Source organism: Amycolatopsis sp. Poz14 (assembly GCF_006704225.1).
In the GTDB taxonomy this organism is placed as follows: domain Bacteria; phylum Actinomycetota; class Actinomycetes; order Mycobacteriales; family Pseudonocardiaceae; genus Amycolatopsis; species Amycolatopsis nivea.
The window spans coordinates 9,364,053-9,388,974 of record NZ_JACLHD010000001.1 but is presented as its reverse complement, the minus strand read 5'-3'; the positions used below and the strand labels follow the sequence as shown (position 1 = coordinate 9,388,974).

At 68.8% G+C, this 24,922-nt stretch carries 31 protein-coding genes and 1 pseudogene; 21 read left to right on the top strand and 11 right to left on the bottom strand.

The window, feature by feature from the left end; all coding sequences use genetic code 11:
* The first annotated feature begins 48 nt into the window (after window positions 1–48).
* The 4 genes from FKO37_RS43630 to FKO37_RS43615 are packed head-to-tail and all read left to right on the top strand — an operon-like array spanning window position 49 to window position 2,284.
* Window positions 49–966, top strand: a complete 918-nt coding sequence (locus FKO37_RS43630) for a hypothetical protein (protein ID WP_238608181.1) — start codon at window positions 49–51, stop codon at window positions 964–966.
* Window positions 966–1,514, top strand: coding sequence for a hypothetical protein (locus FKO37_RS43625; protein WP_238608180.1), 549 nt, complete (start codon window positions 966–968; stop codon window positions 1,512–1,514). Before FKO37_RS43630 ends, FKO37_RS43625 begins: the two co-directional genes overlap by 1 nt.
* A complete protein-coding gene (locus tag FKO37_RS43620; RefSeq protein ID WP_238608179.1) occupies window positions 1,507–1,911 on the top strand; it encodes a hypothetical protein in 405 nt (134 codons plus the stop codon). Before FKO37_RS43625 ends, FKO37_RS43620 begins: the two co-directional genes overlap by 8 nt.
* On the top strand, window positions 1,904–2,284 hold the full coding sequence (locus FKO37_RS43615; protein WP_238608178.1) for a hypothetical protein: 381 nt from the start codon (window positions 1,904–1,906) through the stop codon (window positions 2,282–2,284). The genes FKO37_RS43620 and FKO37_RS43615 overlap by 8 nt, the downstream gene beginning before the upstream one ends.
* Before the next feature lie 65 nt (window positions 2,285–2,349).
* Here the strand turns inward: FKO37_RS43615 and FKO37_RS43610 are convergent, their stop codons facing one another.
* Window positions 2,350–2,862 (bottom strand): hypothetical protein, encoded by a 513-nt coding sequence (locus FKO37_RS43610; protein WP_238608177.1) that lies wholly within the window; start codon window positions 2,860–2,862, stop codon window positions 2,350–2,352.
* A 102-nt stretch (window positions 2,863–2,964) separates the two neighbouring features.
* The gene (locus FKO37_RS43605) at window positions 2,965–3,222 is read right to left on the bottom strand and encodes a hypothetical protein (RefSeq protein WP_238608176.1); all 258 of its coding nucleotides are present in this window, start codon (window positions 3,220–3,222) and stop codon (window positions 2,965–2,967) included.
* A gap of 94 nt (window positions 3,223–3,316) precedes the next feature.
* On the opposite strand from FKO37_RS43605, the gene FKO37_RS43600 reads away from it, so the two are divergent.
* The 16 genes from FKO37_RS43600 to FKO37_RS43525 all read left to right on the top strand — a co-directional run bounded on the left by FKO37_RS43600 (window position 3,317) and on the right by FKO37_RS43525 (window position 17,885).
* Window positions 3,317–3,592, top strand: a complete 276-nt coding sequence (locus FKO37_RS43600) for a hypothetical protein (RefSeq protein ID WP_238608175.1) — start codon at window positions 3,317–3,319, stop codon at window positions 3,590–3,592.
* 139 nt (window positions 3,593–3,731) lie between these two features.
* Window positions 3,732–4,070 carry a hypothetical protein gene (locus tag FKO37_RS43595; protein WP_238608174.1) on the top strand — a complete coding sequence of 113 codons (339 nt, stop codon included), beginning with the start codon at window positions 3,732–3,734 and terminating at the stop codon, window positions 4,068–4,070.
* On the top strand, window positions 3,988–5,577 hold the full coding sequence (locus tag FKO37_RS43590) for a terminase (RefSeq protein ID WP_238608173.1): 1,590 nt from the start codon (window positions 3,988–3,990) through the stop codon (window positions 5,575–5,577). The genes FKO37_RS43595 and FKO37_RS43590 overlap by 83 nt, the downstream gene beginning before the upstream one ends.
* 48 nt (window positions 5,578–5,625) lie before the next feature.
* The gene (locus FKO37_RS43585; RefSeq protein WP_238608172.1) at window positions 5,626–8,622 is read left to right on the top strand and encodes a phage portal protein; all 2,997 of its coding nucleotides are present in this window, start codon (window positions 5,626–5,628) and stop codon (window positions 8,620–8,622) included.
* Window positions 8,622–8,879: a hypothetical protein gene (locus tag FKO37_RS43580; protein WP_238608171.1), complete on the top strand. Its 258-nt coding sequence runs from the start codon at window positions 8,622–8,624 to the stop codon at window positions 8,877–8,879. Before FKO37_RS43585 ends, FKO37_RS43580 begins: the two co-directional genes overlap by 1 nt.
* A gap of 18 nt (window positions 8,880–8,897) precedes the next feature.
* Window positions 8,898–9,506: a hypothetical protein gene (locus FKO37_RS43575; protein ID WP_238608170.1), complete on the top strand. Its 609-nt coding sequence runs from the start codon at window positions 8,898–8,900 to the stop codon at window positions 9,504–9,506.
* 4 nt (window positions 9,507–9,510) lie between these two features.
* Complete coding sequence (locus FKO37_RS43570) at window positions 9,511–9,918, top strand: hypothetical protein (RefSeq protein WP_238608169.1); 408 nt, start codon at window positions 9,511–9,513, stop codon at window positions 9,916–9,918.
* Window positions 9,918–10,319, top strand: coding sequence for a hypothetical protein (locus FKO37_RS43565; protein ID WP_238608168.1), 402 nt, complete (start codon window positions 9,918–9,920; stop codon window positions 10,317–10,319). Before FKO37_RS43570 ends, FKO37_RS43565 begins: the two co-directional genes overlap by 1 nt.
* 17 nt (window positions 10,320–10,336) lie before the next feature.
* Window positions 10,337–10,657, top strand: coding sequence for a hypothetical protein (locus tag FKO37_RS43560; RefSeq protein ID WP_238608167.1), 321 nt, complete (start codon window positions 10,337–10,339; stop codon window positions 10,655–10,657).
* A gap of 170 nt (window positions 10,658–10,827) precedes the next feature.
* Entirely contained in the window at window positions 10,828–11,250 is a 423-nt protein-coding gene (locus FKO37_RS43555; protein ID WP_238608166.1) for a hypothetical protein, read from the top strand.
* Complete coding sequence (locus FKO37_RS43550; RefSeq protein ID WP_238608165.1) at window positions 11,250–13,034, top strand: phage tail tape measure protein; 1,785 nt, start codon at window positions 11,250–11,252, stop codon at window positions 13,032–13,034. The genes FKO37_RS43555 and FKO37_RS43550 overlap by 1 nt, the downstream gene beginning before the upstream one ends.
* Window positions 13,034–15,850 (top strand): hypothetical protein, encoded by a 2,817-nt coding sequence (locus tag FKO37_RS43545; RefSeq protein WP_238608164.1) that lies wholly within the window; start codon window positions 13,034–13,036, stop codon window positions 15,848–15,850. Before FKO37_RS43550 ends, FKO37_RS43545 begins: the two co-directional genes overlap by 1 nt.
* A 16-nt stretch (window positions 15,851–15,866) precedes the next feature.
* A complete protein-coding gene (locus tag FKO37_RS43540; protein WP_238608163.1) occupies window positions 15,867–16,364 on the top strand; it encodes a hypothetical protein in 498 nt (165 codons plus the stop codon).
* Window positions 16,361–16,612: a hypothetical protein gene (locus FKO37_RS43535; RefSeq protein WP_238608162.1), complete on the top strand. Its 252-nt coding sequence runs from the start codon at window positions 16,361–16,363 to the stop codon at window positions 16,610–16,612. The genes FKO37_RS43540 and FKO37_RS43535 overlap by 4 nt, the downstream gene beginning before the upstream one ends.
* Window positions 16,613–16,614: 2 nt before the next feature.
* Complete coding sequence (locus tag FKO37_RS43530; RefSeq protein ID WP_238608161.1) at window positions 16,615–17,655, top strand: glycoside hydrolase domain-containing protein; 1,041 nt, start codon at window positions 16,615–16,617, stop codon at window positions 17,653–17,655.
* Complete coding sequence (locus tag FKO37_RS43525) at window positions 17,652–17,885, top strand: hypothetical protein (protein WP_238608160.1); 234 nt, start codon at window positions 17,652–17,654, stop codon at window positions 17,883–17,885. Before FKO37_RS43530 ends, FKO37_RS43525 begins: the two co-directional genes overlap by 4 nt.
* 61 nt (window positions 17,886–17,946) lie before the next feature.
* Here the strand turns inward: FKO37_RS43525 and FKO37_RS43520 are convergent, their stop codons facing one another.
* From FKO37_RS43520 to FKO37_RS43510, 3 genes are all read right to left on the bottom strand, one after another.
* The gene (locus FKO37_RS43520) at window positions 17,947–18,192 is read right to left on the bottom strand and encodes a helix-turn-helix transcriptional regulator (RefSeq protein ID WP_238608159.1); all 246 of its coding nucleotides are present in this window, start codon (window positions 18,190–18,192) and stop codon (window positions 17,947–17,949) included.
* Between the two features lie 454 nt (window positions 18,193–18,646).
* The gene (locus tag FKO37_RS43515; protein ID WP_238608158.1) at window positions 18,647–19,027 is read right to left on the bottom strand and encodes a helix-turn-helix domain-containing protein; all 381 of its coding nucleotides are present in this window, start codon (window positions 19,025–19,027) and stop codon (window positions 18,647–18,649) included.
* Between the two features lie 385 nt (window positions 19,028–19,412).
* Complete coding sequence (locus FKO37_RS43510) at window positions 19,413–19,679, bottom strand: hypothetical protein (RefSeq protein ID WP_238608157.1); 267 nt, start codon at window positions 19,677–19,679, stop codon at window positions 19,413–19,415.
* A gap of 191 nt (window positions 19,680–19,870) precedes the next feature.
* On the opposite strand from FKO37_RS43510, the gene FKO37_RS43505 reads away from it, so the two are divergent.
* A complete protein-coding gene (locus tag FKO37_RS43505; RefSeq protein ID WP_238608156.1) occupies window positions 19,871–21,103 on the top strand; it encodes a helix-turn-helix transcriptional regulator in 1,233 nt (410 codons plus the stop codon).
* Between the two features lies 1 nt (window position 21,104).
* Here FKO37_RS43505 and FKO37_RS43500 read toward each other — a convergent pair whose 3' ends face one another.
* From FKO37_RS43500 to FKO37_RS43475, 6 genes and pseudogenes are all read right to left on the bottom strand, one after another.
* Window positions 21,105–21,440 (bottom strand): hypothetical protein, encoded by a 336-nt coding sequence (locus tag FKO37_RS43500; RefSeq protein WP_238608155.1) that lies wholly within the window; start codon window positions 21,438–21,440, stop codon window positions 21,105–21,107.
* Between the two features lie 218 nt (window positions 21,441–21,658).
* Window positions 21,659–21,865: pseudogene (locus FKO37_RS43495) on the bottom strand (acyltransferase); the annotation flags it as partial.
* A gap of 102 nt (window positions 21,866–21,967) precedes the next feature.
* Entirely contained in the window at window positions 21,968–22,186 is a 219-nt protein-coding gene (locus FKO37_RS43490) for a hypothetical protein (RefSeq protein ID WP_037818298.1), read from the bottom strand.
* A 79-nt stretch (window positions 22,187–22,265) separates the two neighbouring features.
* Window positions 22,266–22,907, bottom strand: a complete 642-nt coding sequence (locus tag FKO37_RS43485; RefSeq protein WP_037818299.1) for a response regulator transcription factor — start codon at window positions 22,905–22,907, stop codon at window positions 22,266–22,268.
* A gap of 57 nt (window positions 22,908–22,964) precedes the next feature.
* On the bottom strand, window positions 22,965–24,098 hold the full coding sequence (locus FKO37_RS43480; RefSeq protein ID WP_037818300.1) for a sensor histidine kinase: 1,134 nt from the start codon (window positions 24,096–24,098) through the stop codon (window positions 22,965–22,967).
* On the bottom strand, window positions 24,095–24,787 hold the full coding sequence (locus tag FKO37_RS43475) for a sensor domain-containing protein (RefSeq protein ID WP_238608154.1): 693 nt from the start codon (window positions 24,785–24,787) through the stop codon (window positions 24,095–24,097). Before FKO37_RS43475 ends, FKO37_RS43480 begins: the two co-directional genes overlap by 4 nt.
* Between the last annotated feature and the right edge of the window lie 135 nt (window positions 24,788–24,922).

The following is a 24,922-nucleotide window of genomic DNA, read 5'->3' as shown; positions in this document are numbered from 1 at the left end:
CCCGATTCGGCCGGGCCCCGGTGCACGACCATGACAGGAGCACAACCCATGGGGGACGAGCGGACATACATCCGCGTCCACGACGGGATCGAGGACCACCCGAAAGTCGCGGCCTTGTCGGACAAGGCTTTCCGGCTGCTGATCACGACGTGGGGATGGTGCTCGCGCCACCGCACCGACGGCCGCGTGCCGGTGCCCGTGTGGAAGAAACGCGGGACCAAGGGCGCGCGCGACGAGCTGGAGCGCGCCGGGCTCGTCGAGCCGCACGGCGATCACGTGCTCATGCACGACTACCTCGAACACCAGCGCTCCGCGGAGCTGATCGCGGAGAAGGTCGAGGCGAAGAAACGCGGCGCGAGGTTGGGCAATCACCGGCGCTGGCACGAAGAGCGCGGCATCCACGATCCCGAGTGCGAGTTCTGCCTCGCCGACGCGCCGCCGGAGCCGCCGGAACCGAGTCCCCGGCGATCGCATAGCGATCGGTACAGCGACTCGGACAACCGATCGGGAAGCGATCGCAAAACGTCGCCAGAGACAGAGACAGAGACAGAGAAAAGAAGCGAGCGAGACTCCCGTAGTTCGCTGCCCGTAAGCCGACGCACAAGCGCGCGCGACCTCGCGGGCACCGCGCACAGCCCGGCCGCGCACCGGCTCGTCAACGCCTACGCCGCCGAATGCCGTCGCCGCCCGCCCACCAGCGTCCTGTCCGCGCTCGCCGTCGAGGTCGACGCGCTGCTGGCCGACGGATGGAGCGCCGACGAGATCGCGCCCGTCCTCGGCGAATGGGGCGCGAGGGGACTGCACCCGAAGACGCTCGCCAGCGTCGCGCACCAGGTCGCCAACGCCAGCCCGCGCACCGGCTCGGCAACCTCGCCGACCGACGCGTTCGCCGAGCAATTCCTTGCCAGCGGCCGAAATCCGGTCGCCCCCGTCCCCGCGCTCCGCGCACTCCCCGGAGGTGCCTGATGCCGAGCTACCGCGCGCCCGCCGACGCGGCCGGGCTCACCGACGAGCAGATCCGCGCCGTCCTCGCCGCAGCGATGGGCTACGACAACCGCAGGCCTGGAGACCTGAACGTCGCCGCCTGGCGCGAAGCGAGCCAGGTCGGCCGGTGGACGCTCGGCGAGGCCGTCGAGGCCGTGCACCAGCACTACGCGACGCAGACGGATTTCCTGATGCCCGGCCACGTCACCCAGCGGATCAAAGCCGCCCGGCGCACTGCGCCGTTGCCTGCGGAGCGCCAGCTGCCCACCGCGCCGCCCGCCGAGCCGGAGCGCGTGCGCGCGGCCGTCGCCGAGATCGGTGCGCGGCTCGGCTGGCCCGAACGCAACACCACCGCCAGCGACCCCGAACTGTCGGTCGTCTGCCCGCACGAACGTTGCCGCGCCGGGAAACACCGGCCGTGCGGCTACCGACTCACGCGAGGCGCGCACGCGGGCGAATGGCGCCCGATCCGCGGCTACCACCCCAGCCGCACCAAAGCGGCACAACAGAAGGAGGCCGACCATGCCTGACCAGTCTCAGCAGGACCCCATCGAGAGTGCCGCGTGGGCAATGTGGCGCGCCGACGGATCGCCCACAGGGACCGCCAAACGCGACCCGTACCGGAAGCTGGCCCGCGCACTCGCCGCGCAGGGACTGCTCGCGGACAAGACCCCCGAGCAACGCCAGTCCGCAGAGATCGCGCTCGATGCCTTGCAGCGCGCCGCGGCCGAAGTGCTCGACATCCTCGGCCCCCGCTACAACGCTGGCGGGCGCCGCTACTCGATTCCCAACCTCGCCAGAAAGGCGGCGGCAGACCTGCTTCGGTTCGACAAGATCCGCGCCGTGTTCGACAGCTGGGGCCTCGACGGCGAGCAGATGATCCGCAGCCTTGTCCAGCTCGCCGACGCGAAGGCCGACCGTGTCTGAGACCGTCCACGAGATCGAGCTCCCGCTCCACGCGGGCAAACCGCCGCTCACGATGAACCAGCGGCTGAACCGGTACGAGAAGGCCCGGCGCACGCGGACGTTGCGCGAGGCCGCGTCATGGCAGGCCGCCAAGCTCAAACTCGGCACCCTCGACCACGTCAGCGTGCAGCTGCACTACGCGCCCGGCGACAACCGCGGCCGCGACTCCGACAACCTCGTCGCCACGCAGAAACCGGCCGTCGACGGCCTGGTCGACGCGAAGCTTATCCCGACCGACACCCCCGAACACCTCACCTGGTGGGCACCGGCAATCCACCCCGGACCAGGAAAACCGCGGCTCTGGCTCGTCGTCCACACCGGACCGTCGACGTGATCGCGACCCGAAAAACGCCGATGCCGGCCACGTTCGAGGACGTGGCCGGCATCGGCGCGTGCGGTTCAGGCGTTCCGCGGTTTGGGGCCCGGTTTGGACTTCCGGGTAGCCGCGTACCGCTCGGCCGCCGTTTTGATCCACCAGCCCGGCACGAGCGGCGTGGGGAACGGGTGTTGCTCGCCGCGTTCGGCAGCCTTGCGCCGGTCGGATTCCAGCTCGTAAATGCGCTGCCTGCTGAATCCGCACAGCTCCGCGAAGTCGGGTGCCGAAATCAGCGGCGGGATCGACGCCGATTCGAGCCGACGCTCGACCTCGGCGGCCGACAGGCACTCGACCAGCTCCCAATCCTCGATCACGTAGCCGCTCGCGGCCACCGCCTCGACAAACCGGTCGGTGAACTCGCCGATCTCCACCACGGGGTCGCCCCCGTCGGCGCTGGCGAGCACGGAGAACCGCGTCTCGTGCACCGAGGTCGACAGCAGGTCATCACCGGCGATCCGGCGGCCGAGCGCGAACGCGTCGAGGTCCGACGGCGCGCTGGTGAGTCTCACCCCGACGTGAAGGTTCCAGGAATTCATGCAACCATCCTCCTCCAGATATCGAGCTTCAGTCAAGGAACTCATGGGACGGTAGTCTGGGAAAGCTGGCCGGGGGTGATAGTCGCACCCCCGGCCAGCCCGCTATCCGTCGCTCGGCGGAACCTCGCCCCGGATCAACTCATCGTGATCCGGAGGCCAAGGCCACGCGAGACCATCGACTGCGATCCAGGCCATGAGCACGTAGCGGAGTTTCCACTCGTTCTCGGGGCCCAGCAGCGAAGTAGGAACCGTTCGCGCCGCGCCGCCCGGACTGACGGTCGTCATCCCTTCCTCATGGAAGGCAATCAACCAGCCCTGATCGCGCATCGCGAGCAAGATCGCAATTCCCAGCTCTCCCATTTGCATCTCACCTCCTCTCTGAAGTTGTGCCATCAGCTTAGCAGAGATACCCAAGGATTGACAAGGAATTATTTGGACAGGGAGGACCCCGGACATGAGCCGGAGTTGGTCCGGCGGAAGCACCCCCCGGTGGCGCAAGCTCCGGATGCAGATCGCCACCCGCGACCGCTGGGTGTGCGGACTCTGCCACCAGCCCATCGACCCGACCATGCGCCACCCACACCCCCGATGCCTGCACGTCCACCACACCAAGGGCAAGCGGCACGGCGACGACCCCCGCTACCTCATGGCCACGCACGCCGAGTGCAACCTCGCAGCAGGCGAGCCGGACGAGGGCGACCCCCGGCCAACCCCACGCACCCGATGGTGAACACACAGGACACGAACACGTCGATGATCAACACGAACACCCGCGAATCTCGTTGGTGCGGGGGATTTTTCCCGGCCAACCCGCGCGGCAGGAACACCCCGGCAGTGTTTTCTCTCTCCCCTGAGGGGGGTGGGGGGTCGTGAGCGAGGAAGGCGACGACATGGCCGGAGAGAACGAGGCACCGTCCACGCTGCTCGACGCCGTGCGGACGACGTGCAAGGCGCTGGAGCTGGGGAGCGAGCAGGCCGCGCGCGTGCGCGTCGCCGAGCTGCTGGCGGCGACCGTAGACGAGATGAGCGCCGAGCAGCGGGCGCGGCTGCTCGGGCAGACCGTCCCGCCGCTGCTGCGGGTGCTCGAACAACTCACCGCGAGCGCACCGAAGGGAGGTAAGGGCGTTGACGGCCCCGCCGAAAGCCCCAAGCGAGCCCGGCTCCGAGCACTCCGAGCCGAGCACGACGAACGTACTGGGACGGACTGAGGCCCGGCTGTTCACGCCGCCGCTCGTCACCGGCCCGCCGGGCCCGTGCGGGTGCGGGTGCGCGCACACGCGGCGGACGACGTACGGGTTCGCCGTAGACGACTTCGCGCGCGACATCCTGGAGCAGCCGCTCGACCCGTGGGAACGCTGGCTCGTGATCCACGCCGGTGAGCTGCTGGCGTCCGGGAATCCGCGGTTCCGCAAGGTGCTCGTCATCGTGGCGCGGCAGAACGGCAAGACCCACGTACTGGTCGTGCTGTCGCTCTACTGGCTGTTCATCGCGCGCGTCCGGCTGATCCTCGGCACGTCGACAAACCTCGACTACGCAAGGGAATCGTGGGAAAAGGCCGTCGAACTCATCGAGGAAATCGACGAGCTCGACGAGGACGTGCGCACCATCCGCCGGACGAACGGCGAGCAGGCGCTCCGGACGGTCTACAAGAGCCGGTACAAAATCGCTGCCAGCAACCGGAAAGGCGGCCGGTCGCTCAGTGTCTGGCGGCTGATCCTGGACGAGTTGCGGGAACATCGGTCGTGGGAGGCGTGGAACGCCGCGTACAACGCGATGAACGCCATCGCGGCCGCGCAGGCGTTCGCGATCACCAACCAGGGCGACGACACCGCCGTGGTGCTGATCTCGCTGCGGAATGACGCTGTCGAGTTGGTGAACGGCATCGAGCGGATGCGGCCGGACGCCGACCCCGAGCTGGGGCTGTTCGAGTGGTCCGCGCCGCCCGGGTCGGAGGCCGACGACCCGCACGCGCTCGCCGCGGCAAACCCGAACCTCGGCCGCCGCGGCATCGGGCTGCGCTCGCTGCTGGCCGACGCGCGCCGAGCGAAGCGCAACGGCGGCGAGGAGCTGGCGCAGTTCCTCACCGAGATCCTGTGCATGCGCGTGCCCATGCTCGACCCCGCGATCGACCTGGACGAGTGGACAGCGTGCAACGACCCGGGCGACCTCGCCGACGTGCGCTCGAACATCGCGCTGTGCCTGGAACTGTCGGAGGACGGGAAGCACGCGACGCTCGTCGCTGCGGGGGTGCTGCCCGACGGCCGGGTGCGCATCGAGGTCGTGGACACGTGGACGGACACGGCGACGCTGCGGCAGAAGCTGCCCGCGCTCGTGCGGCGGATCAAGCCGCGCAAGGTCGGGTGGTTCCCGGACGGGCCCGCCGCGTCCGTGGCGGCCGATTTGGGCGAGCGCAAGGGATGGCCGCCGCCCGGCGTGGCGGTCGAGGCGATCCGGCGCGAGGTCGCGGCGGTGTGCATGGGCTTCGCGGAGCAGGTCACCTCGGGCGAGATCGCGCACTCGGACGACCCGCTGCTGAACGCGCACGCCGTCTCGGCGGAGCGGCAGAGGCGCGGCGACACGTGGGTGTTCGTCCGGCGCGGCACCGGCCATTGCGACGGGGTCTACGCCGCGGCCGGCGCCGTGCATTTGGCCCGCACGCTGCCGCCGCCGGTGGGCAAGCCGCGGCTGCTGACGGCGAGGCGCGACACGACGTAAACCTGCACGCTTGCGTATATACGCAAGCGTTCATATAGGCTGCGCGACGTGGGATGGTGGCGAACGCTGTTCCGGGCGGCGCAAGCGCCGACACTGGACCGGAACGAGACCGCGGTGCGGTTCTCGGTGCCCATCGACCCCAAGGCACCGCTGGACTCGCTGCTCCGGCGCGTCGACGGGCTGTCGGCTCCGGTGGGCCGGGCGCGGGCGCTGTCGGTGCCTGCCGTGCTGCGCGGCCGGAACCTGCTGTGTTCGATCGGGACGCTGCCGCTGGTGACGCGCGACAAGAACCGCGGACTGGTCCGGTCCCAGTTGCTCGAGCAGATCGACCCGGCCACCGCGAACGTCGTCACGCTCGCGCAGACGGTCGAAGACCTGGTGTTCGAGGGCATCAGCTGGTGGCGGGTCCTCGACCGGACCCCGGCCGGATTCCCGCGCTCGGCGGTGCACCTCGACCACGACACGGTGTCGATGCAGCCGCCGCCCGGGTTCCCGCGGCTCGACCGGACCCTGCCGTCCGGCGTCCACTTGCCGGGCGGGGTGGTGTGGGTCAACGGCGAGGCGGTGTCCGGACGGGACGTGATCCGGTTCGACTCGCCGAACCCGCCGTTCCTGGTCGCCGCGGCGCGCGCGATCCGGCGCGCGATCCTGCTGGAGCAGGCCGCCGCGATGTACGCCAATGACCCCCGGCCGAGCGACTATTTCACCCCGGCCGACGGCGCGGACCCGATCGAAGACGACGAGGTCGAGGAACTTCTGTCGGAGTGGCAGGAAGCGAGGCGGACGCGCACCACCGCCTATGTTCCGGCCGCGCTGTCGTACTCGGTTGTCCAGTCGCCGACGCCTGCCGACTTGCAGCTGGTCGAGCTGCAGCGCCAGGTGACGGTCGAGATCGCGAATGCGTTCGGGCTGGACAGCGAGGACTTGCAGGTGTCGACCACCAGCCGGTCGTACGCGAACGTCATCGACCGTCGCCGCGACCGGATCAATGACGTGCTGGCGCCGTACATGCTCGCGATCACGGACCGGCTGACGATGAACGACGTCACGCGGCGCGGCCAGACGGTCGCGTTCGACCTGGACAACTACCTCAAGTCGAACCCGACCGAACGGTGGGCCACCTATCAGACCGGGCTGGCGAACCACGTGCTGTCGGTGCCGGAGGTCCGCGAAATGGAGGGGCTTCCGGCTGTTCCGGTCGAGCCCGCACCGAGTCCACAGAGGACACAACCGCCGCAGGAGACACAGGAGACCGGCATGTCCCTCACCTACCCCAAAGGCATCGACGAGTACGTCAACCGCGAGCGCATCACCGCGCATTTCAACGAAGATCGCGGCACGACGCGGATCACGTTCGACGTGTCCGCCGCCGAGGCGCGGTTCTCGGTCGATGCGGAGAAGCGCACGGTGTCCGGGCTGCTCGTGCCCTGGAGCAAGACGGCGTGGTCGAACTACGCCAAGTGGTCGTTTTCGAAGGACAGTCTGAAGTGGACGGATGCGTCCCGGGTGAAGCTGAACCGGGAGCACGACCGCGCGCAGGCCGTCGGCTACGCGCTCAAGCTCGAATCCACCGACGAGGGCTTGGTGGGCACGTTCAAGATCGCACGCGGCGCGGCCGGTGACGAAGTGCTGTCGCTGGCCGAGGACAAGGTGCTCGACGGGTTCTCGATCGAGGCCGATTTCGAGGACGGCTCGTGGGGGCGCGACCCCGACGACGACATGGTGCGGCTCGTGTCGAGCGCGCGCCTGGTGGGCACGGCGATCACCGCGGCCCCCGCATTCGATGACGCCCGAGTCACGAGCGTCGCAGCAAGCAGGAAGGGAACCGAGATGACTGGCGAGCCGAAGGGCAAGCAGGAGACCCCGGCTGCCGCGCCGGATGCCGCGACGGTCGCGGCTTTCACCGCCGCTGTCGAGGCGTTCACCAACCAGAACGGCAAGTTCGCCGACGCGATCGCGAACCTGGTCGAGCAGCAGCAGGGCGGCGAGCGGCCCGAAGTCATCGACCCGACGAAGCGGACCGCGCAGTTCCACGTGAACGAGGCTCCGCTGTACCGGTTCGACGGCTCGCGCGGCGAGCACGATTTCTCGACCGACGTCATCGCCATGTCGAAAAAGGACCACGAGGCAGAGGCGCGCGTGGTCGACTGGATCAAGGACAACTTCGCGCCGTCGGCCGCGTTCGTGAAGTCGAGCGACGTCGGTTCGCTGAACCCGGCGCGCCAGCGGCCCGACCTGTACGTGGACGAGCTGCAGTACCCGACGCCGCTGTGGGACTCGATCAACAAGGGCACGCTGGACGACAACACCCCGTTCGTGCTCCCGAAGTTCGCCGCCTCCGGGAACCTGGTCGACGACCACACCGAAGGCGTCGAGCCCACGACCGGCACGTTCACCACCACCTCGCAGACCATCACCCCGTCCGCCGTGTCGGGCAAGGTGGAGATCACGCGGGAGGCGTGGGACCAGGGCGGCAACCCGCAGCTGTCGGTCATTCTGTGGCGGCAGATCGTGCGGAAGTACTACGAGGCTTTGGAAGAGGCGTCGGCGGCGCTGCTGCAGTCGCTCGCCCCTGCCACGATCACGCTGACCGCTGGTGCCGTCGACAAGGCGCTGGGGTCGGAGGTCAAGAAGGCGCTGGCGGCGCTGCAGTTCGTGCGCGGCGGGTTCCGGTTCCGGGATTTCAAGCTGGAGCAGGGCCTGTACACCAACCTCGCGGACGCGAAGGACGACAACGGCCGTCCCCTGTACCCGATCCTCAACGCGCAGAACGCCGACGGCACCGCGTCCCCGTTGTTCGCCGCGCTGTCGATCGCCGGGCTCGCTGGCGTTCCGTCGTGGGCCCTGCCGTACACCGCCGGGTCGCCGAGCAATTCGTACCTGTACGACCGCGAGGACGTCCACGGCTGGGCCAGCGCGCCGCAGCGGCTCGACTTCGAGTACCGCGTGGCGTACGTCGACATCGGCGTGTGGGGCTACAAGGCGCTCGCCTGCACCCGCGTGGACGGCGTGCGCCGCATCGCCTACGACACCACGGCCGCCTGATGTCCGCGCGGAAGCAGTCCTCGGCGGCGGTGCCCGCCGCCGAGGAACCGGCGGCAGCGAACCCGGCCGCCGTCGAGGCCTCGGCGACGGTCGAACCGGCCGCGGCGACGCCACCGGCGGCCGTCGAGCCGGGCGCCAGCGACGAACCGCCGTCGGATCCCGACACTCTGCCCGCGGCTCCGCCGCCGGGTCCCGAGTGGATGGTGCCGACGGACGACGGATGGGTGCCGGAGCACGCGCTGCGGCAGCAGAAGTAAGAGGGGAGGTGAGCGGGGATGGCGTGGAAACCGGATTACGCGACGGCGGCCGAGCTGGCGGAGTACGTGCGCACCGGCACGGGCGAAGTCGCGGACGACGCACAGCTGGCGCTCGCCGTCCACGCTGCCTCCCGCGCGGTCGACCGGTTCACGCACAGGCAGTTCGGCCAGTCCGATGCCGTCGAGCCGCGGTTCTACAGCGCTCGGTGGTCGGCCTACCGGGACACGTGGCTGGTCCGCATTGACGACGTGATGGTGGCGCCGGACGAGGTCGCGACCAACGCCGGAGGCGATGTCTGGTCGGTCGTGCCGAACCCGCGGCTGTTGGACGCCAACGCGCCGGCCGAAGGGCGGCCGTGGACGCGGCTGCAGTTGCCGAGCACGGTGGACGCGGTTCCGCCGGACGGGGTGCGGGTGACTGCGCGGTTCGGGTGGGTCGCGGTGCCGGACACGATCAAAGAGGCGACGTTGCTGCAAGGGTCGCGGCTGCTCGCCCGGCGAGACAGCCCGTTCGGCGTGGCCGGTTCGCCGGACGTCGGCTCGGAGCTGCGGCTGCTGGCGAGGCTCGATCCGGACGTCGAGGTGATGGTGGCCGCGTACCGCCGCACCGCGAAGCAGACGGGGTGAGGGCGTGAACCTCGCGACCGTCATGGACGAGATGGGCCAGGCGCTCGCCGCGCTCGACGGCCTGAACGTGTTCCCCTTCAGCGCGAAGCGGATCACCCCGCCCGCGGCGATCGTGGGCTGGCCGGATCCGCTCACCTACGACGCGGCGATGCAGCGCGGCAAAGACCGGTTCACGTTCCCGCTGTACGTGGTCGTCGGCAACGTCGAGGCGCTGTCGGCGCGGAACCGGCTCGCCGCCTACCTCGACGGCGCCGACGAGCGCAGCGTCAAGGCGGTGCTGGAGCGCCACGAGTTCACCTCGTGCGACTCGGTGCGCGTCACCGAGGCGACCGTGGACGCCTTGACGCTGGCCGGGGTCGAGTACCTCGGCGCGATTTTCCAGACCGATGTGATTGGACCCGGAGGTACCTGATGGCTGTGCACGGCAAGAACGCTGTCGTGAAGATCAACACGACGGATATCAGCCAGTACTGCAACTCGGTGTCGTCCAAGCGATCCGCGGACTCCCACGACACCACGACGTTCGGCAAGAGCGCCCACACGTATCAGGGCGGGCTGCTGGACGGAACGGCGTCGCTCGAAGGGTTTTATGAGAGCGGCGCGACCGGACCGAAAACCGCGCTGGAGAGCGTGCTCGGCCAGACCGTCGATTTCGTCTACCAGCCGGAGGGAACGGGCTCGGGCAAGCCGCAGCAGTCCGGCGACGCGGTGGTGACCTCGTACGAGGAAACCACTCCGGTCGCCGACATGATCACGTGGAAGGCCGAGCTGCAGCTGTCCGACACGTTCGCGACCAGCAATCAGTCCGCCTGACCCTGAAAGGACTGTCCATGATGGACAAGCAAGCACTGTTCGCGAAGCGTCTGGAAGAGCGGGACGTCGACGTCCCCGGAGTCGGCACTGTCCGCGTCCGGAGCCTGTCGCGTGCCGAAGCACTCTCGTTGCGCGGCAAGGAAATGGGCGCGGTGAAGATGGAGCGCGTGTTGCTGAGCCTGGCGATGGTGCACCCGCGGTTGACCGAGGACGAGGTCAAGCAGTGGCAGGAAGCCGCCCCCGCCGGAGAGCTGAACACGGTGCAAGAGGTGATCCTCGACCTGTCCGGCATGAACAAGGAGGCGGCTAAAAGCGACGTGGCTGAGGCTGGAGACTGACTCCGAAGCCGAGTTCGAGTTCTACCTCGCCGACCGGCTCGGCCGGACGGTCGCGGAGTTGCGGGAATCGCTGTCGCAGAAGGAATTTATGGAGTGGGGCGTCTACTTCGGACGGAAAGCGCAGCGGCAGGAAATGGCGATGAAGTCGGCGAAACGGAGGTGAGCGCGTCGTGGCCGAGGAACCGATCCGGGTCGAGGGCTGGCGGGAGCTGTCCCGCTCGCTGCGGCGCGTGAACACCGAGCTGCCGAAAGGGCTGCGGCTCGCCGCGAACTCCGCCGCGCAGCTGGTCGTGAACGAGGCGAAACCGCGGGTGCCGGTCGGGCCCGGCAAGGGCGGGCACGCCTCGTCCTCGATCAAAGCCGCGTCCACTCGCACCGCGGCGCGCGTGCAGGGCGGCGGCGCGAAGTATCCCTACTACCCGTGGTTGGACTTCGGCGGGAAGGTCGGCCGGAAGAAAGCCGTGTCGCGGCCGTTCATGAAGACCGGCCGGTACCTGTGGAAGAGCTACGCCGACCAGCAAGAGCGGGTGGCGCAGAAGCTCGATGACGCGCTCCGGAGCGTGGTCGAGGGCGCCGGAATCGGGGTGCAGTAATGGGAAACCTCGGGCCTACGGTCAAGCTGGTGTTCGCCGGGGACGCGTCGCAGCTCGACAAGACCATGGAGCAAGTCGGCAACTCCGGCGACAAGATGGTCAAGCAGTTCAGCTTGAAAAGCGCCGGCCTCGCCGTCGCGGGCGGCGCGGCCGCGCTCGGGCTCGCGAGCGCGTTCGAGCAAAACCTCGACATCGGCGCAGCGAACGCGAAGCTGGAAGCGCAGATCGGCGCGGGCAGCCAGATGGCGGCCGACGCCGGGCAGATCGCCGGGAGCCTGTACGCCGACGCCTACGGCGACAGCCTGGAGTCGGTGAACGACGCGGTCAAGATCGTGCTGCAGTCCGGCGCGGTGATGGAAGACGCCTCGAACGAGCAGATTCAGTCAATCACCGGCAACGCGCTGTCGCTGTCGAAGGCCTTCGGCGTCGACGTGCAGGGCTCGATGAACGCCGTCGCGCAGCTGATGCGCACGGGGCTCGCGCCGGACGCCGAGACCGCCATGGACGTGATCACCCGCGGTTTCCAGCAGGGGGTCGACAAGGGCGGGGACTTCCTGGACACGCTCAACGAATACGGGACGCAGTTCCGCAAGCTGGGTTTGGACGCGACGGCCGCTACTGGCCTTATGTCGCAAGGGCTTTCAGCCGGTGCGCGTGACGCTGACATCGTGGCCGACGCGCTCAAAGAGCTGTCCATCCGCGCGGTCGACGGCAGCAAGACCACTGTGGACGCTTTCACGTCACTCGGTTTCGGCGCGGACCAGATGCGGGACCGGTTCGCGCAAGGCGGGCAGGCCGCGTCTGGTGCGCTCGACCAGCTGCTGGACAAGCTGCGCGCGGTGCAGGATCCGGCCGAGCGAACCAGGATCGCGGTCGAGCTGTTCGGCACGCAGGCCGAAGACCTCGGGAACGCCCTCTTTGCGCTCGATCCGTCGAGCGCCGTTGCGGCGATGGGCAACGTGAAGGGCGCGGCACAGCAGGTGAACGACACGCTGAACGATACCGCGCAGAACAAAATCACTGCGCTGCAACGAGGTTTCCAGAACTGGACCAATGACCTCGTGTCCACGCGCGGCCCGCTCGGCGACATCGCGGGCGGGCTCGTCGCGTTCGGGCAGCCCGCGCTCGACATGGCCTCGAACATCGGCATGATGGCATTGGCGTTCAAGGGAATCGGGCTGTCGCTGTTCACCAGCGCCATTCCCGCGGTCTGGTCTTTCACGGCCGCGCTGCTCGCGAACCCGATCACGTGGGTAGTGATCGGGATCGCCGCGCTGATCGCGGCGATCGTGCTGATGATCACCCACTGGGACAAGGTGAAGCAGGTCGTCGGGATCGTGGTCGACTGGATCGTGGCCCGCTGGCGTGACGCGACCGGCTGGATTGGCGGGATCGCGGAGAAGATCGGAAATTTCCTCGGCGGAATGTGGGACGGCGTGAAGACCGGTGCGAAAGCTGCCCTGAATTGGGTGATCGATCGCCTGAACGACGGAGTACGGCTGCTTAACGGCCTGATCCACGGCGTCAACAAGGTCACGGGCATTGTCGGGATTCCGGGGATCCCGGACATTCCTTACATCCCGAAATTCCACACCGGCGGCGTGGTTCCCGGCGCGCCGGGTTCCGAAATGCTCGCGATTCTGCAGGCCGGTGAAACCGTGATCCCGGCGGGCGGTTCGGTGCGCAGCAGCGGTGCGACAGTGTCCTTCCGCGGCAACACTGACAGTGCGTTCGCGTCGGCGTTCATGCGCCTGGTGCGAACCGGCGCAATCCAGGTGTCGTGATGGCCGTTGACTTTCTGCCGGAGATTCCCGGCTCGCAGGTGCGCGTGGAAATCGCGTGGGGTGCGCTCATGCTGGACTACAACGGGTTTTCCTGGCAGTGGTCCGACGTCACCGAAGACGTTCTGTTTGACGAGGGCATCACCACGACCAGCGGCCGCAACGACGAGGCATCCACGAGTCAACCGACGTCGATCAAGCTCAAGCTGGACAACCGCGCGAACCGCTACAGTCTCGGCGGGATCTCGCCGAACAGTCCGAACGTCCGGCGCAACGTGCCAGTGCGGGTGAGCATAGATCTGGCCGACGGCAAAGGATTCCGGACCGTGGCGCAGGGCTACGCGGACGGATTCTCGCCGGAGTGGCGCGACGGCACCGGCCGCATTCCAATCGTGAGCCTGTCCGCGTCCGGGCTGCTGCGGCGGCTGCTGCAAGGCTCCGACCCGCTCCGGAGCGCGCTGTACCGGTGGCACACGCTCGCGATCCTCTACAAGCCAGTGGAGTACTGGCCGCTGGAAGAGGACAAGACCGCGTCCGCCGGGATTTCGGAGACCGGCGGGGTTCCGGCCTGGATCGTGCCGCTTGTGTCCGGCGGTGTGAGCTACGGGAAATCGGACTGGGGCGGCGACACGGACAACGTCGCGACAGCGCGCGCCGTGAAGTTCTCCGCTGGTGCGTCGCTCTACTGCAAGGTGGCGGACCCGTCGAAGTTCCCCGGCGGCGATTCGGGTATCTGGGCAGCGTCGTGGCTGATGCGCTACACCTCGATTTCCGGTGCGCGCGTGTTCATTCAGACGGTCGGTGCGAACCGGTTCGGCATCGCGCTGCAGTTCTACACCGACGGCTCGGTGGACGTGTTTGTCACTCAACCCGGGGTGTCGGACGTCAAGTGGGGCACGCTGTCGCAGGGCGATTTCGTTTACTGGGACGACGTTTGGCACTCGTGGCAGATCACTGTGGACCAGACGAACCCGAACACGACATGGAACATCTTCCGCAACGGACAGCTGGCGCTCACGATCCAAAGCCCGTTCCTGCCCCGCGGAGTGCCGTCCGAAATCCGGTTCGACTCCAGTCCCGACCCGGGCCACACCGAGGACCCGGTCACGGTCGGGCACGTCGCGATCTGGGACCACGACCCGATTTTCGGTGCCGAGTACGCGCAGGCGATCTACGCCTACGCCGGAGAGAACGCCGGACTGCGGATGATCCGGCTTGGCACGGAGCAGGGGTTCAACGTCAACGTGGTCGGCACAGTCGGCGCGCAGATGGGCCCACAGCAGCCGAAGTCGGTCGTGGAACTGCTGCGCGAGTGCGAAACCGCGGACCAAGGCGTGCTGCTCGACGGCCTGGACGCCGGGCTCACCTACATCACGCGCGGCGAACGGGAAAACGCGCCGGTGGACCTGGCGCTCACCGCGGACCAGCTCTACCCGCCGTTCGAGCCGACAGACGACGACCAGCGCAACCGCAACCGCGTGACCGCGAGCATCACCGGCGCGTCCTCGAAGTACACGCACGAGGACAGCACAGGGCCGCTCGGCACCGCCGCTATCGGCGTCTACGACGACAGCATCGACGTGAACATCCATGACCTGAGCCTGGTGCGCGACTACGCCAGCTGGGCCGTGCACCTCGGCACCGTCGAGGGCTACCGGTATCCGTCGCTCGCGGTCAACCTTCGAGCCGCGCCCGCGCTCGCCGGCCAAATCCTCGAGCTTCGGCCGTCGGCCCACCTGACCGTCGCCAACGTCGCCGACACCATCGCCGGACTGCCGGACGACACGGTCGGCGTGCTCGTCGAAGGCACCGAGCACGTGATCTCGCCGCGCAGCTGGATATTCACCGGCCGATGCAGCCCGGCCGCGCCCTGGAATATCGCCACCGTCGCCGACGAGACCGGCGACACCGACCCGACCGTGTTCCGGCTCCGGAGCGACGGCAGCAAGCTGCCACTGCCCTCGTACGTCGACGGCACGGTGGTTTTCGGCACGACGCAAGAGCCCGACATCACGCTGTCACCGGCGATCCCTGAAGCAGCCGCGGCCGGGGACACGCTGTTGCTGTTCGTCGCCTGGAGCGGCACCGGCTCACCGGCTACCCCGGCGGGCTGGACGCTGCTGTCCGGCCCGGCCCCGAACATGCGCCTGTACTCCAAGACGCTCGGCGGCGGCGAGTCCGCGCCGTCGGTCGCGTTCACCGGCATGACGACCGGTGCCGGGCTCGGCGCGCGGATCGGCGCGTTCCGTCACGTCGGCGCACTGCAGTCGTGGACCGACCAGGCCAACGCCTCGACGCAGGACATCGCATGGCCCGGCGTCGACCGCTACGAAGCTCCGGCCCTGCTGCTGGCGCTGGGCTGGAAAGCCGCCGACTGGAGCGGTGTCCAGCCCGTCCCGGGATGCGTGGACATCGGGCAGGCCGCGACAGAGGGCACGCCGGGTTTCGGTTTCACGTGGGTGTACGTCGTCGCGACCGACCGCGGCACTGGGCAGGTGTTCCCCGACTCGTTCAAGGTCAACGGCGGATCCCCGGCCGTGTCCCGCGGCGCGATCGTGATCTTTTCCGCGGGCGACGTGCCCGCGGGCACCACCAGCCTTGCCGTGCAGTCGCCCGGCGGGATCCCACCGTGGACGACCCGGCCCGACGACTACCCGCTGGCGCTCGACGTCGGCGGGCTCCGGGTGCGCGCGACCGCGTGCACCGCGCCGGCGCCCGGACCTGATCAAGAGCAGACGTTCACCGTCGACCCGTTGCCGGTGAGCAAACCGGCCGGGACCGCGGTGGACGTGTGGGACCCGCCCGTGCTGGGGCTGTGAGGAAAGGAGGAGACGAATGGTGTTCACCGCAGGGCAGAAGGTTCGCGCGTCGGAGCTGAACGCGCTCCGGGGCGGCATCGTGGCGCAGACGTTCTATACGAACGACGGGGCGACCGGCAGCGCTACCGAGGTTGCGGCCGACGCGCAGACGTTCGAGCTCAACGTCAACCAACGATATGAGTTCGAGTGGCAGGCGAATGTTGTTGCGTCGGCACCGAATCCGTATTTCAACGTCCGGTTCCGGATCGCTAGCGGAAGCTCTGCGGACACCAGCAGCCCGATTATCCGTACCTACCTGGTGCCGGTCTGGGGTTCCGGGAAGTTCCATTACATGCAAGTGAATTGCCCTGTGAAGGGCAGCGACCTCGCGGCAATGGGCCTTAGTTCCGGGACGGCGACGGTCCGCGTGTGCGCGTTCATCACGCCCGGGAACGGCGGCGGAACCTGGACGGTCAAGGGCGCAGGCGACGCAGCGCGCCAGATCCTCGTGCGTGTTGCGGGGGAGAACGGATGAACGCGCACGACGACGACCACCGCGCCGACGGCGTCACCATCACCAACCGGGAGATCTACGACCAGGTGCTGCAAACCAAGGCGCTCACCGAAAAGCTCGTGCAGAAAATCGAAGCAATCGAAACCCGCGACCTAGACCACGAGGCCCGAATCCGTTCCCTGGAAAGGAAAGTGTGGATGGCACTCGGCGGCGGAACAACGCTCGGCGGTGCCGCTGGCGCGCTCGCGACGTTCATCATCGGAGGCTGACCATGGCTCGCTGGGCCGACTATTCCGCCGGACGCCCGTCCGGTGCCGCGCTGCGCCGGGCCGGGTTCTCCGGCGTGGTCAGGTACATCGGACTTGGCCGCGAAGGGAAGCAGCTCACTGCCGCCGAATATCGGGACCTGGTCGGCGAGTTCGGCGCGGCCAACGTGCTGCTCGTCGCCGAGGCCGGGACCGCCGACGCGTGGGGCACCGACACCGACGACGACTACGCCCGTGGCGTCGCGTACGGCCGGATCGCGCTGGCCGACGCACGAGCTGCGGGCGTGCCGGATTGGGCTGGTCTCGCGTGCGCCGCCGACGCGCACGCGCAGGCGTTTCAGCTTGATGACGTTGTCCGCTACGCCAGCGGTTTCCGTGACGTGGTGGGGCAGGGCCGTTGTGGCGTCTATGGCTTCTCCGAAACGCTTGGCGTTGTGCACGACGCCGGGATCGGTTGTTGGTACTGGCTCTGCGGTTCCGAGCTGGCGCAGAACGATCCGCGGCGGGCGTGGGTCAACTTATGGCAGCGCAACAGGCCGCCCACCGTGATCAATGTCGCGGGAGTTCCCTGCGACATCAACGAAATTTACCGCGTCCCCCAGACACAGGAGGTACCCGACATGGACGCCACCCAAGCCCGGCAGCTGGCCGAGCTGCATTCCTGGCTTAGCCCGCTTTCGCTGGAGATCGGGCCGAAGAACGCGGATGGCATCGCCCCGCGCTCGAACGCCAAGCCGCTCAACGACATGCTGGCCAACGTGTACGGGATGCTGTTCTTCCCGTCGAACTACATCGCGGCACCGGACGGCAGCCCGATGCCGTCGATCCTGTCGATGGTCGCCAAAGCGGCGTACGGCTCCGGCGTCGACCAGACCGCGATCACGGCCGCCGTCGAGAAGGCCGTCGGCGCGGGACTGGACGATTTCCGCGCGCAGCTGCGCGCGGACGTCGTGGCGGTGCTCGGCGAGGACAATGCCGAGCAGGCCGACGAGATCGTGGCGGCGATCGCCGCTCGGCTCGGCGCGAAACCGGCGGTCGCGCAGTGACCGCCCCGGAGCAGCCGAGGCGCGTCGGCACTGAGCCGGTGAGCGTCGCCGAGGCTGTGCGCCTGGTCCTCGTCGCCGTCGTCGCCATTGGGTGGTGGGTGATCCCGGACCAGACCATCAACGTGATCGTGTCCGCGGTCGGCGCTGTCCTGTCCGTCGCGAGCAGCGTGCTCGTCCGCCGCCGCGTCGTGCCGGTCGCCAAGCTCGACCAGGACTATCCCCTGGCATGAAACCGCCCCGCCACGCGCGCCCTGAGGGAGGGGACGCGTGGCGGGGCGGCGGCTGTGCTGGCTACCAGTCCGACAGTTCTTCCCGGCCGCGATCGGTCAGCATGTACCAGCACTGCGCCCGGGTCGGGTCGGTTTCAGGCCACTCGGTGGCGATCCAACCGAGCCTCTTCATCTCGTCCAGCAGCGGCAGCATGCGGGAACTGCGCAGCCCGGTGTCCTGCCGGAGGGCCGCAGCGGTGAAGCGGGCGTCGGTGCCTCCGATGAGGAACGTCTTCGCCAGCTTGTCCATCTCCCGAGCTGTCCGCATGGCCGCGATTCTACTCGTCGTCGTCCGGTGGCGGCGGGTCTGGAATCCACCTGAACCGGGTCGACCGGTAACCACCGCCGGGCCTGCTCGGCCCGGTCGGCTGCCGTGGCGGGTGGCTCGCTGGAGACCCGTAGACCCGATTGCCTTCCCGCCCGGCCGCCAGGCAGCTGCGCACGTCGCGGCGGTCAGGCATGCCTACTGCTTCCGCTTCGGGTCGGGGCGATCGGGCTGTATGGCCCTGGGTTGCGGAGAGCGGTTCTTCTCCGTTGGGTTGGTCGACCGGTGATCCTTGCCCGATACCTGACTCGTCGGGCTCTTGCCCGCGGTGTTGCGCGGCTGATCCTTCGCCATCTGACTGTCCTCATTCCGTCGTGGAAAAGTGGGCAGCCCGATAGCCCGGTCGTCGCGCCTCGTCGAGGGAAGCGCGCCGCCGGGCGGCATGGGGTCACGGTTGTTATCCGCGGGATCGAGGAGTTAGCAGGGGCGAGAGCTCGATGGCGTTCTGGCCGCCGTGCGGCCGGATCCTCACCTTGTTGCGGAGCAGCAGGCGGCGGATGGTGCCGTACGACGCGCCGTTTTTGTCGGCTAGCGCCTGCATCGAAGCGCCCTTGTCGTACTCACGGATGATCTCCGCGACAGGCAAGTCGGCACGCCTGACGCCCTGACGGATCGGCGGCAGCACCGCGCCCTCTTGGCGCAGCAGCCGCCCGGTCCAGCTCAGCGACAGCCCGTGCTCCCGAGCAATCTCAGTGATCGACTCACCGGCACGCCAGGATTCGATCATCCGGCGGTTTCGCTCGATCCGTTTCGCGCGCGCCTCGTCCGGCGTTTCCATCCGGTGTCCCTGTCCTCGCAGTCTGTTGGATGGGGGCGGTGGTCTTCGGGAGAGGCCACCGCCCCCGCGCCCCGTCCGGCAGGGGCGCACCCGGTGCCGCGGCGTGTCGGGGGATTACCGTCGCGGCATCGGGGGGTCTATTTGCCGCAGGCCCAGAAAGGCTCGCCGCATTCGCCGCACCGGCGGTCTGTCGCCGTGGCGGTCGCTCGGCACGCTTTGCAGGTGAGGCGTATCCGCGTCGGCCGGCGCGGCGGGCCCGGCCGAGCGAAACCCGGCGCTTGACGCAGCCAGTCCGCGAAGAGGAACAGAGGATTGATCCCGCATTCGTCGTCCGCGTGGTGGCGGCGCCGGTAGACGTTGCTTCGGCGTTGTGGCGTTGCCGCGGTCATTGCGCGGCCAACCCTGTGCAGCCGGTGCACCATTCGGCGTCTACGAACCCGCTCATGTCGATCTCGCTGCGCTCGTGGCGTTCCGGGTAGGGGTTGCCGAACGAGCACCACGGGATCAGCCACTGGACCGACGGGTCGGCAAGCTCCCGCTTCCAGTAGCGGTGCGTCGTTTTCCGGTTCCCGGCGGTCGGGTCGGAGTGCACCCGCAACGCCAGCTCCGACGTATGCGGCCCGTGGCGTCGCTGCACTGTCCACGCTTCCACTGCGCCGTCACCTTCTCCCCAGGTCAGTCGTACGGGGCTGGCCCGTACAGCTCGGATGACCTTGCGGCGCGCTCGGCAGATTGACCAGGAATCAGTCCGGCAAAGACCGGCAAACCATCGGCAATTGGTACGCTTGACCAGCAGTTACGTTGCGGGCAGAAGCGGGCAGATGTCGCACGATTGGACTACGCATGGCGGAGGGGCGGCCGGGCCTGCGGCGGGCGCGCGAAGCGAGGAGCATCACGCAAGAGCAGCTGGCCGAGCGCGTGCGGGTCTCCGAGCGGACCGTGCGCTACTGGGAAAGCGGAGAGTCGGCTCCGGCGCTGCATGTGCGGACTCGGCTCGCGAAGGAACTGGGGATCTCCCGGGCAGAGCTTGAGTCGCACATCAACGGCGACAGCGTGCCGGTTTCGCGCGAGCTGTTGCCGAGCGCTTCCGCGCTGCGGCCCGGCGGCAGCTCCGCCGAGGACGACGAGGCATCCGCGCTGGAGCTGTCGCAACGCGTCGCGGCGAGCGACGTCGGCAATGCGACGCTGTGCCAGCTGGAGGCCATCGTGGACGATGTCGCGATCGCCTACGCGACCACGTCGCCGTCGCTGCTCGCGCCGCGGATCCGCGGCTACATCGACTACGTGACCCGGCTCCTGGACGCCCGGATGACCTTGTCCGAGCACCGGCGATTGCTCGTTGTCGGCGGTTGGTTCTCGCTGCTGTCCGCGACGGTGAACATCGACCTCAACCGAACCGCGGCGGCGCGGGCGAGGCTCCGCAACGCGCACGATTTCGCCAAAGACGCGGGTCACGACGAGATCCGCGCGTGGGGATACGAGACGGAGGCATGGCACCTCCTCACCGACAAGGACTACGTCGGTGCGCTCGACCTGTCCCGGCAGGCGCAGGCCTTCGCGCCGCGCGGAAGCTCGATCGAGATCCAGGCGTCCGCGCAGGAGGGGCGCGCGCTGGCGCGGCTCGGCGACCGGCGCGAGATGTACACCGTGCTGAGCCGAGTCGCCACGCTCGTGTCGCCGCTGAAGGTGCCGGACCGGCCGGAGCACCACTACCGGTACGACCCGAACAAGTCCGTCGCCTACATGGCCACGACGCTCGCGTGGGCTGGCGACCCGGCCGCCGAGACCTTCGCGCGCGAGATCATCAAACGGCTAGAGCGCCAGACTCCGGACGGGAAATGGCCGCGGCGCGTCGCCTCGGCGAACCTCGACCTGGCGCTGGCACTGATCTCGACGGACCGGCTAGACGAAGCGGTCGGCGCGACGCGTTCAGCGCTGGCGTCCGGCCGCGTGGTCCCCTCGAACTACTGGCGGGCCGAGGAAGTGGTGGACCAGGTCGAGGCGCGGAAGATGAGCGAGGCGCGCGACCTGCGCGACGCGTACGAAGAGATGCGGCACTCCGGCGCGTCGCGCTGAGCTACCGCGCCACGTCGCCGTCGGTCGCGCATTGGGTCATCAGGTCGAGCTGCAGCGTGAACCGGTCGACGGGCTGGCCCGGCGAGTACCGCGCGATCGTTTCCACGTGCTTGTCGACCTCGTCCATGAGCGCGGCCGCGCCGGCCGAATCAGGATACGAACACCACGCTGGCCGAGCGTCATCCTGCGCGGACGCTGGCAGAGCTGCTTCGCTGGGCGCGGGGTGCGCGTCCTCGTGCGTCGGTGCGGAGTGGACGAAGAGGGCAACGGCGGCGAGCACGCCGACGAGGACCAGGAGGACGACGAGCAACGGTCTCGATAGTCTGCGCGCGTTCATGGTGGCGTCCTCCCTCACCTCGACCCAACCCGACAAATCGCGCTGATCAACGGTGGTGTTACGAGGACGCTGCTGTCCGTGCGTGGGCAAGGCAGTGGTGCGTGACGACATTGGGCCTCCTACCCTGGGGCGGGCGGCACCCTTCGCGGGCTGCCGCGGTGCCGTTTCCGTTGGCAGGCACCAGGTTCCGGCAGGCCACGCCTAAACGACTACCGGCGAGGCATTACTTGCGAGGCCCAGGTGATGATCCACCAGCCAGGCGTCGCGAGGGCGTTTCCGGTGGCGAGAGTGTTGCCGGAGAAGGAAAGCACCGGCATCGTCCAGTGCTGCGCGACCACCGCGAGGATCGCTCCGGCGCGTACCACGTCGAGAAATTTGTCCCGGGTCGCCCTGGTGCCGCGGGTCTGCAGCTGGCTCGTCGTCATGCTGAAGAGCCTGTCGGTTTCCGGGCTCCGAGACAGCGGTGCAGACCACCGAAAACGGGGTTGGGTCAGCAGTAGGCGAAAGGTGGGGTTTGCCCTACCGGGCTAGGACAGGGTGTCCGGCTCCGGTTCGGATTCGTGCGCCTGCACCCGGTACGCCCAGCCGTCCTCGGTGAGGCCGAGTTCGTACCGCGTCTCGATTTTCGGGCCGCCGTGCAGATGAATGTGCCGCACGACGGTGCCCGGAACCGGTTCCTCGTCGGCGAGTTCCTGCACCCGGCCGTCGAGCGGGCCGCCGAAGAAGCGGACGCTGCGGTCGGACATCGGGTTCTCCTCGCTCGGCATCAGTCCATGGTAGGCGAGGGACCGCCGCCGGGGCTGCCGTCAGTTCGAGTGAGGGGTTTCAGCGGCCGAGGTAGGTGAGCACCGCGCGAACCCGGCGATGTTCCTCGGAACTGGCCTCGAGACCGAGCTTCGAGAAGATGTTGCCGATGTGCTTTTCGACCGCTCCGTGCGACACGACCAGCGAGTTCGCGATGGCGTTGTTCGACAGGCCCTGTGCCATCAGGCCGAGCACCTCGGACTCACGCGCGGTGAGCGCATCCAGAGGGTTGCGGCGGCCGCGAGCCATCAATTGGGCGATGACGTCGGGGTCGATGGCGGTGCCGCCGTCCGCGACGCGACGGACCGCGTCCAGGAACTCGTCCACGTCGGCGACGCGCTCTTTCAGCAGGTAGCCGACGCCTCCGGCGCCACCGGACAGCAGCTCGACCGCGTAGCTTTCCTCGACGTACTGGGACAGCACGAGCACCGGCAGACCGGCGATCTCCTTGCGGGCCGCCAACGCTGCGCGCAAGCCCTCGTCGGTGAACGTCGGCGGCATCCGGACGTCGACAATCGCCAGGTCAGGACGGTGTTCGGTGATCGCGCCGAGCAGATCGTCGCCGTTGTCGACCGCGGCGACGGTCTCAATGCCCTCGTCGGCGAGCAACCGGGTGACCCCGGCCCGAAGCAACACGGCGTCTTCGGCGATCACTACTCGCATCAAGGCCCCCAGGTCCGTGAGTGAAAAGCTCCCGGAGGCTATTCACTCACGGACGGGTCACCATTGACACGGCAGGTCCGCCCTGATGACCGTCGGCCCGCCGACCGGGCTCACGACGGTGATCACGCCGTCGATGGTCGCTGCTCGGTCGGCCAGCCCGGCGAGCCCGCCGCCGGGGCGTACCTCGGCTCCGCCGTGGCCATTGTCGGTGATTTCGGTGATGACGTGCGTGTCCGAGCGCCACACCTTCACCATCGCCTCGGTCGCACCGGAGTGCTTGGCGATGTTGGTGAGGGTCTCGCCGACGATGAAGTACGCGGTGGTCTCGACCGCGGCCGGCGGGCGGGGCTCGACGTCGACGTGCACGTCCACCGGGATCGGCGATTTCGCGGCCTGTGCGGACAAAGCCGCGTCGAGACCGCGGTCGCCCAGCACGGCGGGGTAGATGCCGCGGGCGAGGTCGCGCAGTTCGGAAACGGCGAGCTTGGCGTCCGAATGCGCCTCGTCGATCAGGTCGCGCACCGCGTTCGGGTCGTTGTCGAACTTCGACTTCGCCCGGCCGAGGCTCATCGCGACCGCCACGAGCCGCTGCTGAGCGCCGTCGTGCAGGTCGCGCTCGATCCGGCGGCGCTCGGCCTCCGCGGCGTCCACGCCCCGAGCCCGCGACGCCTGCAGGTGCTCGGCCTTCTTTTCCAGCTTCTTCGTGCGGTTCGGGCCCAGCAGCGACAGCGCCAGGTTGCCGTGCAGCCAGCCCAGCCACGGCGTCACCCAGATCGCCATCGGCAGCAACACGATCGACGCGAGCGCGATCGGCAGCTCGACGATCGACAGCGGGAACGCGGCCAGGAGATAAGCCAGGTCGCGCCAGGTCGTCGGGTCGGACAGCCGGGTGAGCCAGCGGCGGGTCATCGGCTGCCCTTCCAGCGGCAGCCGCTCGACCGGGCCCAGCGGGGTGCCGAGCATCCGGCGGGCCCAGCGCCGTTCGAGGTCGCCGGACCAGCGGATGAAGCCGGTGACGGCCAGCAGGATCGGGAAGCCGACCCAGATGATCAGCGTCGCCGTGCCGACGGTCGCGCCGACCACGATCAGGATGAACTGCAGCAGACGCAGCACGAACGTCGGAATCATGTACCCGATCGTGCGAGCCGGATGCGGACGAGGGTGCTCCGGAGGCGGGTCTTGCGCAGTCATCCGGCCACCGTGATCCCGTCGATCTCGTTCCAGGAGCGCTCCATGCGCCGCCGCTGAGCGACCGTCGGCCGCAGGAACCCGGCCGCGAACGCGGCGTGCAGGGCCGCCAGCCCCTTGGTGAGGGCCACGGCGATCGCGGCGAACAGCACCCCCAGCGCCGCCCAAGGCAGCGCGGCCACCGTCGAGTCGACGACGAACCACTGCACATCGTAGCTCGGGAAGGCGTACACCCCGTCCGGAAGGAAGCGGTAGTAGATCGGCAGCGTCACCAGGCCGAGACTGACCGCCCACACCGTCACGACCAGCACGAACTCCACCAGGCCGAGCGGGAAGAGCAGGAAGAGGTAGGACAGGTCGCGCCAGGTCGCCGGGTCCTTCAGCCGGGTCAGCCAGCGCTGCTTCTGCCCCGACGGCGGCAACGGCAGATACGGATCGTCGATGTACACGTCGAGCAGCGCGAACACCCGCCCCCGCTCGACCCGCCCCGCGGTCCGCGCGAACAAGACCAGCAGCGCGAGCAGCGGAACGCCGAGCCACACGACGATCGTCCCCAGCCCGGCCGACCCCAGCGTCACGATCAGCGTGAACGAGAGGATCCCGATAGGCAGGTTGAGCAGGAGATACGCCAGCGCCCCGCCCAACGGCGGAGTGCGGCGCCCAAAACTGCGACCGGCGGGCACGGTGACCATGGCGGGGCTCCCTCACTGCGGAAACTGACCTGCTCAGCATGGCCGGACCGGCACCGGGCAACCAGGGGGCGAGCGGGCATCTTCGAGGTGGGGACAGCCCTACCCCGTGCCGGAATTATCGGGTTGCCGGGCGGG